We start from the raw sequence: 14,070 nt of genomic DNA, 5'->3' as shown, positions 1-14,070 counted from the left end.
CGGACGAACTCCTCCAGTTCGGTGAAGTTGCTGCTTATCTTAGGCGCTTCGGTGAGGACGGGAACTATCACTCCCTCTTCTATCTCCACTCCCTTATAGGACAGTCCTATCCCCTGATCTCCTGCTATCTCCGATCCATCGAAGAAGAACATTCGCGCAGTCATGGATTTAAAGTAGGGCTCTCGCCAGATCTGGAACTGGCCATATTCTCCACCTTGTTCCTGCAAAAATCCGCCGAGATAATTCGAATTAGATATGCCGCTCCATGCGGCCATGGCATGGAACTTTCCGGTGGCCATCTGCTGGTCGACCATCACATACTTGGTGTTCATGTAGCGGGACCTGTTCTGGTCCAGCTCAGCCAGCACCTTCTCCGCCTGGCTCTCGTTCTCCGCCAGGAAGAAGGGAGAAGATCCCGGCCTGTTCTGGGTGACGCTGCCTATTCCCTGCTGGAAGGGATTGGCATTGGGAATTCTATGGCCAACGACCTCTATCAGGTGGCCGTAATCCCACCAGGACATGATGCCGTAAGCAGAATCAGGATATTCGTACTTGCCGCTGGCAGGGTATTGGTACTTCTCATAGAGTTCCATTCCCGGGCTGGGGGTATTGTCCCTTAGCCAGGCGGTGGAGGTCAGCCAGTCAGATTCCGGGCCGCTTGCGCCTCGAGCGTAGACTGTGCTCCAGCTCATACTGGGCAGTATGATCAAAGCGAAGATGAATATCGCAGCGCCAATTGTCTTGAGGTTTGACCTTACAAGCCTGGAGGGATCCTTCAGGTTATCAATATCCAGGTCCATATCCTCGATGCCCAGCTTTTGGAGGATATATACCACCAGAAATGCCGTTAGCACCGCCACATTTACCCCATAGTAATAGGCAAACCTGTTCTGGGCGAGGACCATGACCAGCATGATCAGGGACCATGATAATACCGCTATATCCACAGGCCTCTGCCTCCAGATATTCCTGAAAGCAAGCAGGAGAAGAGCCACCAGGGCGAAGGTGAATGTCGACAGGAAAAGGGCGATCATGCTATTGGTATGGAAGGAGAAGATGCCTTCTATCCAGCCGATGCCTGGGAACCAGGTTAGAACATTGTTGACATTGGCGAATAATGGCGATGCCTCGCCGATGGTGGCAGCTCCTCCTGTCTTCTGCTGGAAGATGGACAGTCCCGCCAGCAGGGGACGGGTGAACTGGGGGATGGCGATATAGAGTATGCCTGTGCCGATCAGCGTCGCAGCAGCGATCGATCCAGGATAATAGTACCTCTTGAGGCCTTTCTGGTTGAGATATCGGGACAGAAGGGCGAAGACCAACGCCGCTGCCGCGCCTATGAGAAGGCTGGTCGGCTGGAAGAGACTGTAGTAATAATGGTTGAATCCGTAGTAGGGCTTGACGAAGGGAAGAATGGGAATGATCGCCACTATGAAGGCGATGGCTGCGATGATGCCCAGGTAATCGATGCTCTTCCCCTTCATATGATCGAAGATGCTCTGCCAGAAGACGAAGAAGAGTATCACGCCTACAAACAGGAATCCAGACGACCAGGCATCGATGTACAGCCCCAAGAAAAGCCCTGACAGGGCGGAGAAGATGAGTGGGCTCTTGAACTTGGACCAGTCATCTTTGAGGGAATCGAAGGTCATGCGTCTTCCGGAGCGGAGTGCCATGAGCAGGAACATCATGGCTATGGTGCTGAGCAGGATCTCGGCCGCATGGTGATCAGTGAATCCCAATGTGGTGCGGCTGAATACCTGGCCGGGAATGACGGCGATGATTAATGCCGATATCAGTCCACAGTTCTTGCCTGCCAATTCCCTTCCAATGAAGTAGATGGGGAAGACCAGAAGCGCTCCCAGAACAGCAGGCATGATGGCTCCAACCGTATCCACCAGATGCATGCTGGGGTTGCCCAGTCCCAGTATTTCAGAGACCAGGGCGATTGCCCAGCTGTGAAATGGGCCGAAATGCAATGTCGTTCCATTGGGGAAGTTGGTCATGGGATCGAACCACAGCCTCTGATGGTTGATCACCACTCCTCTGGCCAGCATCATGTGGTACCATGCATCAGTTTCGCTGCTGAAGACGACGCCGTTATCTGTGAATACCAATTTCCAATTGTAATAGGTGCGCAAAAAGAGCGAGACTGCTGCAGCAACAATTAATCCTGCGTAAATCAGGATATCGTTGTTCTGCCACAAGCACGCTGCGCTTTTTGATTTTGCCTTCTTTTCCAAAGGGGTAGGCGGCAAATCCTGCGGCTTGGCCTCCTGAACGCCAGCGGCGGTTTTTTTGCCATCATCACCCTTTCCTACGGATCTCTTAGACATCAGAGCCCACAAGACCATTCTATCCTCATAAACGTTTTGAATCACCGGTAGCCAAAAGCAGAGATATGCAAAAAAAATTATGGGCCCGACGCGATTTGAACGCGTGACCTCACGGTTATCAGCCGTGCGCTCAACCTGGCTAAGCTACGGGCCCGGTCCGCACTCTGCATTGATGGACCCATTAATAACTGTTTCCCTGCCAGAGCTCCCGATCGCTTGAAGGGAGCCCGGATAAATGCTGTCCGGCGAACCTAGGCTGGATTTGACTGCCTTCAAGGGGTTGCGGATCGATAAGATTCGCAGAGGCGGCGTCTGCTTAGCGATGGCGGGTGGGGGCAGATCTTCAGCTCTTCGACAGCCTTAAATCGATGCAGATTGATTAAGTACTGGTGCTTATGGACTCTACCAATATTGAAAATGATGATGCTAAAGAGATTAGAGAGGACAGGGAGAATAGGGGAGATCTCGAAGGCCTTTACGATCTGGCTATACCCTTGAGCATGCCGATTACCGTTATACGCGAGCTGGTGGAGAAGTTCGATGTCGAGCCTGTATTGCGGCCGGGTAAGATGGATATGACCGGCGAGGTGATGGACAGAGAGATACTGGTGCTCAGGGGGGACCTGGAGACTGTTAAAGCGGTCGAGAAGTACATGTTCGAGGCCCTGGACAGGAAGATTGCAGAATGGAATAGCACTGATAAAGAAGAGAAATATAAGAAGTACTATGAGGAGCAGTCCCGTCTGAGGTTGAAGGAGGTAAAGGATAATCCAGATGCAGTCAGCAACTGGGAGCTTACTTCCGATTGATGGCGATTTCTATCAAGAATCAATCTATCAATACCCATTTGTTCTTTCCCTCCCAGAGCTTCAGGGAATAGAGCTTGATCGATGTGGTCTCCATCTCTTTTTTCAGCCGCTCTGCAATCCACAAAGCGATGCTCTCAGCGGTGGGATTAGGAAGAGTATCATTCAGGCAGCTATGATCCAGCTCCTGCAAGGTGGCCCCAATTATCTTCTTGAGCTGATAGAAGTCGATGACAAAGCCGTCTTCTCCTACCTCCCCTTCCACCACCATCTCCACCTGGTAGGTATGCCCGTGCATGCAGGCGCATTTGCCCTGATAGCCGGGAAGGCTGTGGGCGGCATCGAACTCTGTGGTCAGGCCTAGCTTCATTCCTGAGCGCGCCCCCGCCTTCTGTCTATCTCATCCAGTTGATCGAGCATCTTTCGCAGAGCAGATCTAACTGCATCTGAGAAGCTCACGAACTTCTTTCTCTCTCCTACATGGGCCTGAACATCATCGAAGATGTGCTGGGGTATCTCCACTGTGACCTTGGGCATAAATCCTCTCTATGGAAATCGATCTTGGGCGCAAGCTGGCAAGGCGCCTTCTTGCAGCATGGCCCAAAGAATACTCCAGGCTTATTAATAGCTTTTCATAGCAGCAGATAAGATCCCGATTAATGGGCTCATCGCTTCGTATCCACATCCCCTTAGCACTGGACGGCATCTGCGGGTGCATCCGCCAGAATCCGCAGAGCCTCTGCCTCCATGAAGTGCAGTCTTGCAGGGATGATCAGGATATGTAACGGACCGCCCAGGCTATAGCCCTGCAGACGGGGGAGGAGGTCAGCCTTCACTGAGGCGTCAGGGGCTCCTGCCCTGGCGATGCCCACAGCAATCGCCTCCATAAGACCGCTTTCTCCTGCATTGGCCTCCATCTCCATGAGCAGAGCTGTCCCCTCATTCGCCGTCATGTACCTCTCAACCGGCTCCATCTGGATGTCGAGGAATAGCATGGTATGGAGATTGCGCTTCTGGTTCTCCCTCAACACCTGGTATGGTGTCTGAGGAATGATCCTGCGGCCACGGGAGACGTAGGGGAAGGGAATGGTGGTTGATCGGCCGAAACGGTAGTTTTGCAGTCCGCACAGGCCGGACACGGCTGTGACAATGGAGCTGGAATGAATCACGCGAGTCTCAATTCCCATCTTGATCGCTCTGAGCCTCAGGTCCAGGTGGGTGGTGGAGACCATGGCGTCGCCCCCGGAGAGAAAGACTATATCCTTATTTCGGCCTTCCTCCAGCCAGGATGGGTCCACCTCTACCTCCTGTCGCGAGAGGGGATGGATCTTTCGCCCATAGAGCGCTTCCATCTTCTCCAATGTGGTTCCCATCAGCCGGGAGGTATAGAACTCGGCGTAGATGCAGTCTGCGGCGCGGACCGCCTCCAGGCCTTTGAGAGATATATCTCTTTCATCATAAAGCCCGAGACCAACAAAGTGGAGCATGGTTATTCCTGGGGTCGCCGGTTTAAAAAACTCCCTCTGGAGGCAGTTCGTCAGATCTATATTCCATCCCTGTAGAGATGGAGGTATGATTGGCAGGACAACTCAAGTAGTCGATTGCCGGGAGAGCATGGGCCTGGCCAAGGGGGGCGGACTGGCCCAGAGGGGCACACTCTCTGAGGCGACAAAACCGGATGTAATCGCTATAGCCATGTCACCGGGGCGGCGACATATTACCAAGCCCGTCTGCGAGATGACATATGGCCTGCGCAGGGAGGGGATCCAGACCAGCGTTCTGGTTTTAGAGGCAGGGACCGGGGTTCCGGAGAGCTTTCCTCAGGGGTCGCGAGGTTACGGCCCGACCTTCGGCCTTTCCGAGAAAGAGGTAGAGCAGATAGCGCGCCATAAGATCGCCGTCTTCCATCTGGGAAACGTGCGATCCCATGTGATCTTTAAGGCGAAGGAGATCCTCTCTCAGGTGGACATTCCCGCGGTGGTGGTGGCCCAGTGTCCCATGGACCTGGAGGACTTCGCTAAAGAGGGGGTGAAGACCAGGTTGGTCAAGCCCTCCCGCCAGAAGACGCAGACCCTTGGGGAGGTGGTGGATCTTGTCACCGGCATCACCAGGGGGGCGACCTGCAATCGGGTCAAGCTCAACCAGCTGGCCAAGGTTTTAAACAAGCATCTGGCAGAGATAAGCGAGCGCGAAGCGCGAGAACTGGCCAAAAAGCAGAAGCGATGAATGGATTTTAATACTATTTTTTCATAGGGATGGCGCGAATGAAGCTGATGGTGATTTTAGGGGACGGTATGGCCGATCTCCCCCTGGGGGAGCTGCAGGGAAAAACTCCCCTAAAGGTGGCAAAAAAGCCCAATATGGACCTACTGGCACGGCTGGGGAGAAGCGGACTGGCATTGACAGTCCCGGATGGATTTCCACCGGGCAGCGACGTAGCCAACCTCTCAGTGGTCGGTTACGATCCTCGCAGGTATTATACCGGCCGCGCTCCTCTGGAGGCGGCCTCCATGGGAGTGCATCTAGGTGAGAGTGATATCGCTTTTCGCTGCAACCTGGTCACCATAGAAGATGGCATAATGAGAGATTACAGTGCCGGGCACATCAGCACCGGAGAGGCCAGTGAGCTGATCGAGGCAATAAAGCCCCTGATGCCGAATGAGAGATTGTATGCCGGTGTTAGCTACCGACATCTCCTGGTCCTGCAAAAGGGGGCGGGAGCAGTCTGCACCCCGCCTCATGACATCAGCGACCAGCCGGTGGCTGACTATCTGCCCCAGGGAGAGGACGCAGAGGTGCTTTTAGAGCTTATGGAGTCGGCAAAATCGGTGCTGTCCGGCCATCCGGTGAACCGGAAAAGGATCCAAGAGAATAAGAGGCCAGCCAATGCCATCTGGCTGTGGGGCCAGGGTCCAGGACCATCGATGCCCTCCTTCCTGAGCCTATACGGCCTGACCGGGGCCATGATCTCTGCCGTGGATCTCCTCCGGGGCATCGCCGTTTATGCCGGATTGGAGGTGATAGAGGTTCCCGGAGCCACGGGAACGATTGACACCAACTACTCCGGCAAGGTGAAGGGAGCTCTTGAGGCTCTCTCCCGTCACGACTTCGCCTATCTGCATGTCGAGGCCCCGGACGAGGCCAGCCACGAGGGCGACCTGGAGGGGAAGATCCGGGCTATTGAGCTTCTGGACCAGATGGTGGTGGGACCGGTGATCGAGGGGCTGGAAAAGAGCGGAGAGGACTGGCGCATTCTCCTCCTGCCAGATCATGCCACCCCCATATCCATCAGGACCCATAGCCGGGATCCGGTTCCTTTTGTCATCATGGGACGGGGCATCGAGCCGGACGGCTTAGACCGCTTTGATGAGCAGTCGGCGGAGCAGGGTGGATATGGCAGGGTCGATGCAACCGCTCTAGTCCGAATGCTGGCCGCATAATGGCTCTGCTGGATATGGATAAGCTGGATCGCTTTCGAGGCTGTCTGTTGGGGGGTGCAGCAGGGGACGCACTGGGGATGCCTACAGAAGGGTATACAGCAGGAGAGATCCAATCCATTTTCGGTCGGATGGTGGATATGATGCCCCCTCCGGAGGGGCATTTTCATGCTGGCCTCCGGGCCGGCCAGTTCACCGATGATACAGAAGAGACTCTGCTCCTCGCCGAGTCGCTCATTGAGCACTCCGGCTTCTCAGCAGACGGTTTTTCCAGCAAGCTCGCCAGTTGGGGATCTAGCTGGTGCCTGAATGAGCGGCTCTGGAGCGGAGTGGGATTTGCCACCCGTTCTGCAATAATGAGCATGATCGCTGGCACCCCCTGGCAGGAGTCGGGCATCAGCATCCCCACATGCGGATCAGCCATGCGCGCGGCTCCCATCGGTCTATTATATCATTCCGACCTGGACCTGGTAAGAAGCTATGCCGATCTGCAGAGCCTGCCCACCCATTCCGCACCCGCCTCTCGGGCAGGAGCGGTCGCTGTAGCAGTGGGCGTCGCCCTCTGTCTTATTGACCTCCCCAAGGAGACAATCCTTGAGAGTGCCGCCCGCCAGGCTGGCCGGGTGGATCGGGAACTGGCAGAGCGGCTCATTTGGGTCCAATCCCTTCTCGATCTTCCGCCGGAGGAGGCCAGGGGCCGGATCAGAAATTCTCCTCTGTCTAAAGAGACGGTGGTATCTGCTTTTTACTGCTTTTTGCGATTCCGGCCGGAGGAGGGGCTGATTGCTGCAGCCAGCGGCGGAGGTGACACCGATTCTATCGCCTCCATCGCTGGAAACCTATTTGGCGCAGCTTATGGAACCAGATGGATACCGCAGCGCTGGCTCGTGAGCCTCGAGCAGAAGGAGAGGATTGAAGGCATCGCAAAGGAGCTTTTCCATCTATGTGAATCCTGCTGTCCCCAATAGGCGCGGCGAATTTATATCAGTAGCTCTCTGGGAACCTTCATGATAGATGTAGGAATTATCGGTGGATCGGGCTACACCGGTGGGGAGCTCTTGCGTCTCCTTGCAAACCATCCCGAGGTCGATGTGAGACTTGTCACCTCCCGCAAGCTCTCGGGAAAGCCTGTGAGCCTGGTTCATCCTCATCTTAAGAGCATTTACGCTTTGAATTTCGAGGCGCTCAACGCGAAAGAGGCGGCTGAGCGCTGCGATATAATCTTCACTGGGGTTCCCCATGGGACGGCAATGGATTGGGTGCCCGATCTCCTGGATGCCGGGACGAGGGTGATCGATCTATCCTCCGATTACCGCCTGCCAGTGGATGTGTTCGAGAAGACCTATGGCATGAAACACCGCGCTCCAAGGGATGCTATCTTTGGCCTGCCGGAGCTTCATTCTGAGGTGGCAGAGGCAAAGCTTATCGGTAACCCTGGTTGCTATCCTACGGGAGCCATCCTGGCCTTGGCACCTCTCGCCCATGCTGGGCTGGTGGATCGGGTGGTCTATGACTCCAAATCGGGGATCTCTGGCGCAGGCATTGAGCCTACGGAGACCAGCCACTATCCCAATATGTCCCAGAATGTTATTCCCTATAAGATCACTACCCACAGGCATGTCCCAGAGATAAAGCAGGAGCTTGGGCTTCTCTCGCCTGGGATCAAGGTGAACTTCACCCCCCATGTCATTCCCTCAGTCCGCGGTATTCTGACCACTGCTCACGTATTTGCCAAAGAGGGGGCAGAGACCACCCTGCAGGATCGTGAGGCTGTGGCCCGGATATACCGGGATTTCTATAAAGATGCCCCCTTCGTCCGCATGGCAGATGTCGTTCCCCGCCTTGGCGCTGTCCGGGGATCCAACTTCTGCGATATAAGCTTCGAGCCGGAGAAGGGCAGCGACAGAATCGTGGTAGTATCCGCCATAGACAACCTGGTGAAGGGCGCATCCGGCCAGGCCATCCAGAACATGAATCTCATGGCGGGACTGGATCAGAGGACTGGGTTGTGGTTCCCGGGAATGGCGCCTTAAAAGAGGCAAACGGAGACGTGGTGGATACAAATGAAGGTCAGAGATGTGATGAACGTCATGCCGGTTTCGGTGCAGGCATCGGCGAACGTGAGCGAGGCAGCCAGGCTCCTCAGGGAAAACAAGATCAGCGGGATGCCGGTTTTAGATGGTGAGAGGCTGGTGGGAATTGTATCAGAGTCGGACCTTCTCCGTCTCTTATCGGTGGAGGACGAGTCTGAGGGGAGTCTGTGGCTCCCCAGCCCCTTCGAGATATTCGAGGTCCCCTTTCGGGACCTGGTGAAATGGGAGCGGATGCGGTCCAGTTTGAAAGAGATCCCCGAAAAGGAGGTTGCTGATGTGATGAGCCGGAACCTGCATGAGATCGGGCCGGACGACTCCATAGAGGAGGCAGCAAGCATTATGACCCGCCACCGGATCAACCGCCTTCCGGTGGTCGAGGACGGTCGGTTGGTAGGGATAGTGACCCGTGGCGATATCATATCCGGTCTGGGGATGGCCCATGCAGAGGATTAAGGGCGGGATATGCGCCATTGACGGGGTGCGCGCCTGCGGAGTGCGGGCGGGCAAGTACGGCCTGGCTCTAATTGCTGCTTCTGGAACAGCAGCCGGCATGTTCACCACCAACCGGGTAAAGGCTGCTCCGCTGGCTGTCACCGCAGAGCATCTGGCCAAAGGCCATCTGGATGGCATAATCGCTAATAGTGGCTGCGCGAACGCCTACACCGGGCCGCAGGGGGTCGAAGATGCGAGGATGATGGCCTCTCTATTGGCCGGATTTCTGAAGAGCGATGAGGAGCGGATCGCCGTGGCCTCGACTGGGGTCATAGGCCGTTATATGGATATGGATATCATCGGCCGCCTCTTCGAGGAGGCAAGAGGGCGCTTGAGGTCTGACGGGGAGGCTGGACTGGAGGCGGAGAGGGCGATCATGACCACCGACACCAGGGAGAAGGAGGTGGCTGTAGAGCACCAGGGACTCCGGGTGGCAGGGATCGTCAAGGGTGCGGGCATGATCGAGCCTAATATGGCTACTATGCTCTGCTTTCTATTTACCGATGCCGACTTCTCCCCGGAAGTGCTCAAGAGCTGCCTGGCTGATGCCGTCCGGGATAGCTTCAATATGCTCACCGTGGATGGAGATACAAGCACCAATGATATAGTCCTCCTCACCGCGACCGGTCGGGCGCAGGGCAGGATAGAGGACTTCCAGCAGGCTTTGCGGTACGTCTGCGTGGATCTCGCCCGCCAGATGGCCAGGGACGGGGAGGGGGCGAGCAAATTCTTCGAGACCCTGGTTACCGGGGCCCGCAATGAGGCTGATGCCCGGCTGGCGGCCAAAGCGGTGGCAAAGAGCAGTCTGGTTAAGACTGCAGTCTATGGGGCGGATCCCAACTGGGGAAGGATCATCTGCGCTGTGGGCTACTCCGGGGCGGAGATGAATCCGGACCTGGTCACCTTGGGGCTGGAAGGCTCGGGGCTGAAGGTCGATCTCGTCTGGAAGGGCCGGATCGCAGAGGAGGTTCTGGACAAGGCCCGAGAGATCATGTCCGGGGAGGAGATCATAATAAACATCGACCTGGGCCTGGGAATGGCAAGCGCGCGCAGCTTTGGCTGCGACTTGACCCATGAGTATGTGAATGTGAACGCCAACTATACCACCTGATATGTTCCGGGATCAGCGTTTGGGGGAGATCAGCGAGGACATTCTCGATTATCTGTCCAGCCGTAAGGCTGATCAGAGGATATTCCTGGCCGATCTGCTGGTGGACAGGGCCCACCTGATGATGCTGAAAGAGAGGGGCCTGATATCCGAAGAGGTCGCATCGAAGATCATTGCTGCTCTGGATGAGATCGAAGAGGGATCTGCCCTTGGGGCTGGAGAGGATGTTCATGAGGCCATTGAGGCGGCAGTCATTGCTCTGGTGGGTCCTGAAGGGGGGCGAATGCATACCGGCCGGTCTCGTAACGATGAGGTGGCGACATGCATTCGCATCGCACTGAGGGATGATCTGCTCGATCTGATGGACGGGGAGCTCTCTTTCATCAAGACGCTCGTCCGCCTGGCGGCGAATCACAGGGAATCCGTCATCCCTGGGTTCACTCACACCCAGCATGCTCAGCCCACCACCCTGGCCCATCATCTACTGGCCCATGCCGATGCTGCCCTTAGGGATCTGGGTAGGCTAAAGGATGCCTATAGGAGGGTCAATAAGAGCCCCCTGGGCGCAGCTGCCTTCGCCTCCACGGGATTTGATATCGATCGTGCCCGGACTGCTGATCTCCTGGGATTTGACGGCCTGGTGGAGAACAGCATGGATGCTGTCTCCAGCCGGGATTTCGTCCTGGAGGTCCTGGCTGCACTCTCCATTGCCATGGTCAATTGCAGCCGCCTGGCAGAGGAGTTGATCCTCTGGTCCTCATCCGAGTTCGGCTATCTGGAATTGGACAATCTCTATGCTACCACCAGCTCCATCATGCCCCAGAAGAAAAATCCGGATACGGCGGAGCTGGCCCGCGCCAAGACCGGCTCGGTGATAGGATCTCTAGTGGCCGCTTTATCCATCTGCAAGGCTCTGCCAATGAGCTATAACCGGGACCTTCAGGAGGTGACCCCCCATCTGTGGCGAAGCCTGGACTGGACGCAGAGCACAGTTAGAATCCTGGATGGATGCCTGTCCTCATTGCGGTTCAACCTTGAGCGTCTGAAAGAGAGTTCAGTCTTGGGTTTTTCCACCGCTACCGAGCTGGCCGACTCACTGGTGAGGATCACAGGAATGCCATTTCGCACCGCACATAGTATCGTGGGCCGGATCGCGGCCGGAAAGGGTGAGCCCACAATGAGGACCTTAGATGAGATCAGTCTGGAGATCTGGGGGTCTCCTGCCAGCGAACGGGGCTTCTCCAATGACCATCTATTGAGGGCGTTGGACCCGGTGAGCAATGTGGCTCTGCGAGCGAACGCCGGCGGCCCTGCTCCGGAGGAGACTGCAAGGATGATTGAAGAGAGGATGAGACTGATCGCAGAGGAGGAGAAGAATCTGGCCGGAATGCGAAGTCGAGTGGACGGAGCGATTGAGGTTCTGCGGGACATTGGGCGGTCGGATGTCCTAAGGGACTCGAAAGGTGATTGATAATCATGAGCACACTGGTAACGGGCGGCGCGGGTTTTATCGGCTCGAATCTGGTGGAGGATCTCTTGCGGGCAGGAGAGGATGTGCTTGTACTGGATAATATGCACACCGGAAGCGCTGAGAACCTGGCGGGTTTGGAGGGCCGCCTGGAGCTGATCCAGAAGAGCTGCAACGATCTGTCCACCCTGGATATTCATCCCCAGAAGATCTACCATCTGGGAATACCCTCATCCTCGCCCATGTACAAGAGGAATCCATACCTGGTGGGGGAGGCCATTAACGGCTTTATCTCGATCTATGAGCTGGCCCGGAGGTCAGGATCGAGGGTGGTCTATGCCTCATCCTCCTCTCTTTACAATGGTATTCTTCCTCCCCACCGCGAGGATATGGCCATTGGGGTGGCCGACTACTACACCGAGGCCCGGCTGGCCATGGAGCGCATGGCAGAGCTTTATCAGAGGCTTTACGGCATAGCCTCGGTGGGCTTGAGGTTCTTTTCCGTTTACGGTCCCCGGGAGGAGGCAAAAAAGCAGTATGCGAACATGGTCACTCAGTTCCTCTGGGATATGAAAGCGGGCAAAAGGCCGCTTGTATACGGAGATGGCACTCAGACCAGGGATTTCACCTATGTTCTGGATGTAGTGCGGGCAATGCGGCTGGCCATGGATTCGGACTACCATGGGATACTGAATGTGGGAACGGGCGAGGCCTGGAGCTTCAATGAGGTGATAGAGCTCTTGAACCGGATGATGGATCTGTCCCTGGAAGCTCAGTACACCGAAAATCCCATAAAAAACTATGTCCTGCAAACCCTGGCTGATACCGCCAAAGCGGAAAGTACGATTGGATTCCGGTCGAGGTTCGGCCTGAAAGAGGGAATCGGAGAGCTGATCCGGTTCTACTGAGGTCAGATAATAATCGCGAATCATGAATTTTCTGCCGCCATGAATCTGTTATCTTTATACCATAACGTCGATCTGGAGAACCGCAAGACTGTACTGGACCTGATCGAGGTGAACGAGAGGGCGAAGATAATGGATTTGGGGTGCTCTGATGGCGAGTTTGCCCTGAGGATTGCCCAGAAGGCGAAAACGTTGAACATCTTCGGAGTCGAGTTTTTAAAGGAGGCTGCGCAGCGGGCCAGGAGCCGAGGAATCAGAGTCTGCCAGGCGGATCTGAACGAAATCCTGCCCCTGGCAGCAGAGAGCTTTGATGTCGTTCATGCCAATCAGGTGCTTGAGCACCTGTCCGAGACAGATCGGTTCATCAAAGAGGTTCACAGAATTCTCAAGCCCGGTGGTTATGCTGTCATATCTACACCCAATCTCGCCGGTCTGCATAACATATTATCCTTAGTTTTTGGCAAGCAGCCGTTCACTGCCCATGTGAGCAATGAGGTGATTGTGGGCAACTCTCTGGACCCCAAATGCGGAATGCTTCATGCGAGCAGGGGTGAGGTTCATTTGAGGATCTTCACCCCAGAATCTCTGCGAGAGCTGTTCAGGTACCACGGATTTGATGTGGAGCAACTGATTGGAGTGGGGTATTATCCCTTTCCCGGTCCGTTGGCCTCAGTTCTCTCGAGGCTGGATAAGACTCATTCCGTCTATCTGACAATGAAAGTGCGCAAGGCAATAAAAATGATCTAACATGAAAATACTACAGACCCCGGCGAGGATATTTGCCACCGGTGGAGTGGAGAGCTATGTTCGCAACCTCTCCAGAGAGCTCGTCGGGATGGGGCATGATGTGGGGGTGATATGCGCGGACGGGCCGGGGGAAAACGATATTGATCAGCGTATTCACACAAAAACACTGAAAAGCAGGGGGAAAATAGCCAATACCAGCATCAACCCGTATTTGCCATTGGCCTTGTATAGGGAGGATTTCGATATCCTTCACACTCATCTTCCCACTCCCTGGAGCGCTGACTGGAGCGGCCTGATCTCACGGTTAAAGAAAAGGCCTCTTGTCCTGACATATCATAATGACATAGTGGGTGAAGGATGGGCAGGGCAGATCGCCTGGATCTACAATAAAACCGCTCTGAAGCTGCTCTTGAAGTCCGCCGGCGGCATCATTGTGACCCGAAACCGGTATGTATCGCCATATCTAAAGGAATATGCCGGCAAGGTCTTCTTTATACCTCTGGGCATAGATGTTGATGCCTTCAGGCCCAAGGAGGCTCCCCCGAAAGGCGATATTTTTTTCCTCAGCGTCCTGGATGAGTTCCATCGGTACAAAGGGCTGGAGGTCCTCTTTGCTGCCTTGAAGATCATGAAGCAAGAATTGCCCGATGTGCGACTGGTGGTGGGAGGGAGGGGCTG

15 protein-coding genes and 1 tRNA gene are annotated in these 14,070 nt (G+C 55.4%); 11 read left to right on the top strand and 5 right to left on the bottom strand.

All coding sequences use genetic code 11. From position 1 onward, the window contains the following. Positions 1 to 2,336: oligosaccharyl transferase, archaeosortase A system-associated (locus tag BP822_RS08100; RefSeq protein ID WP_286878096.1), on the bottom strand; the 2,336-nt coding region annotated here is incomplete at its 3' end. 80 nt (positions 2,337 to 2,416) lie between these two features. Continuing rightward, positions 2,417 to 2,490, bottom strand: a tRNA-Ile gene (locus BP822_RS08095). Positions 2,491 to 2,731: 241 nt separating this feature from the next. Between BP822_RS08095 and BP822_RS08090 the strand changes: the two genes are divergently transcribed. Then, the gene (locus BP822_RS08090; RefSeq protein ID WP_013719148.1) at positions 2,732 to 3,145 is read left to right on the top strand and encodes a hypothetical protein; all 414 of its coding nucleotides are present in this window, start codon (positions 2,732 to 2,734) and stop codon (positions 3,143 to 3,145) included. Between the two features lie 19 nt (positions 3,146 to 3,164). Here BP822_RS08090 and queD read toward each other — a convergent pair whose 3' ends face one another. The 3 genes from queD to dph5 all read right to left on the bottom strand — a co-directional run bounded on the left by queD (position 3,165) and on the right by dph5 (position 4,629). Next, positions 3,165 to 3,512: a 6-carboxytetrahydropterin synthase QueD gene (gene queD / locus BP822_RS08085; RefSeq protein WP_013719149.1), complete on the bottom strand. Its 348-nt coding sequence runs from the start codon at positions 3,510 to 3,512 to the stop codon at positions 3,165 to 3,167. Beyond that, a complete protein-coding gene (locus tag BP822_RS08080) occupies positions 3,509 to 3,679 on the bottom strand; it encodes a ribbon-helix-helix domain-containing protein (protein WP_013719150.1) in 171 nt (56 codons plus the stop codon). The genes queD and BP822_RS08080 overlap by 4 nt, the downstream gene beginning before the upstream one ends. Positions 3,680 to 3,831: 152 nt before the next feature. Beyond that, positions 3,832 to 4,629 carry a diphthine synthase gene (gene dph5, locus BP822_RS08075; RefSeq protein ID WP_013719151.1) on the bottom strand — a complete coding sequence of 266 codons (798 nt, stop codon included), beginning with the start codon at positions 4,627 to 4,629 and terminating at the stop codon, positions 3,832 to 3,834. An 85-nt stretch (positions 4,630 to 4,714) separates the two neighbouring features. Between dph5 and mcrC the strand changes: the two genes are divergently transcribed. The 10 genes from mcrC to BP822_RS08025 all read left to right on the top strand — a co-directional run. Further along, on the top strand, positions 4,715 to 5,368 hold the full coding sequence (mcrC, locus tag BP822_RS08070; RefSeq protein WP_013719152.1) for a methyl-coenzyme M reductase I operon protein C: 654 nt from the start codon (positions 4,715 to 4,717) through the stop codon (positions 5,366 to 5,368). Positions 5,369 to 5,406: 38 nt separating this feature from the next. Further along, a complete protein-coding gene (locus BP822_RS08065) occupies positions 5,407 to 6,582 on the top strand; it encodes a cofactor-independent phosphoglycerate mutase (RefSeq protein ID WP_013719153.1) in 1,176 nt (391 codons plus the stop codon). After that, on the top strand, positions 6,582 to 7,547 hold the full coding sequence (locus tag BP822_RS08060) for an ADP-ribosylglycohydrolase family protein (RefSeq protein WP_286858907.1): 966 nt from the start codon (positions 6,582 to 6,584) through the stop codon (positions 7,545 to 7,547). The genes BP822_RS08065 and BP822_RS08060 overlap by 1 nt, the downstream gene beginning before the upstream one ends. Positions 7,548 to 7,586: 39 nt before the next feature. Beyond that, entirely contained in the window at positions 7,587 to 8,612 is a 1,026-nt protein-coding gene (gene argC / locus BP822_RS08055; RefSeq protein WP_273271916.1) for an N-acetyl-gamma-glutamyl-phosphate reductase, read from the top strand. Positions 8,613 to 8,642: 30 nt separating this feature from the next. Next, a complete protein-coding gene (locus BP822_RS08050) occupies positions 8,643 to 9,125 on the top strand; it encodes a CBS domain-containing protein (RefSeq protein ID WP_286858905.1) in 483 nt (160 codons plus the stop codon). After that, positions 9,112 to 10,275 (top strand): bifunctional ornithine acetyltransferase/N-acetylglutamate synthase, encoded by a 1,164-nt coding sequence (gene argJ / locus BP822_RS08045; RefSeq protein ID WP_286878095.1) that lies wholly within the window; start codon positions 9,112 to 9,114, stop codon positions 10,273 to 10,275. Before BP822_RS08050 ends, argJ begins: the two co-directional genes overlap by 14 nt. A gap of 1 nt (position 10,276) precedes the next feature. Further along, on the top strand, positions 10,277 to 11,743 hold the full coding sequence (gene argH / locus BP822_RS08040; RefSeq protein ID WP_286878094.1) for an argininosuccinate lyase: 1,467 nt from the start codon (positions 10,277 to 10,279) through the stop codon (positions 11,741 to 11,743). A gap of 5 nt (positions 11,744 to 11,748) precedes the next feature. Then, positions 11,749 to 12,648, top strand: coding sequence for an NAD-dependent epimerase/dehydratase family protein (locus tag BP822_RS08035; RefSeq protein WP_273278011.1), 900 nt, complete (start codon positions 11,749 to 11,751; stop codon positions 12,646 to 12,648). 39 nt (positions 12,649 to 12,687) lie between these two features. Beyond that, positions 12,688 to 13,392 (top strand): class I SAM-dependent methyltransferase, encoded by a 705-nt coding sequence (locus BP822_RS08030; protein WP_273271636.1) that lies wholly within the window; start codon positions 12,688 to 12,690, stop codon positions 13,390 to 13,392. Between the two features lies 1 nt (position 13,393). Next, positions 13,394 to 14,070: glycosyltransferase (locus BP822_RS08025; protein WP_286878093.1), on the top strand; the 677-nt coding region annotated here is incomplete at its 3' end.

Origin of the sequence: Methanosaeta sp. UBA458, assembly GCF_002496085.1 — an archaeon.
Classification (GTDB): domain Archaea; phylum Halobacteriota; class Methanosarcinia; order Methanotrichales; family Methanotrichaceae; genus Methanothrix; species Methanothrix soehngenii.
The sequence above is the reverse complement of the archived record's forward strand: the minus strand, read 5'-3'. Positions and strand labels throughout refer to the sequence as shown.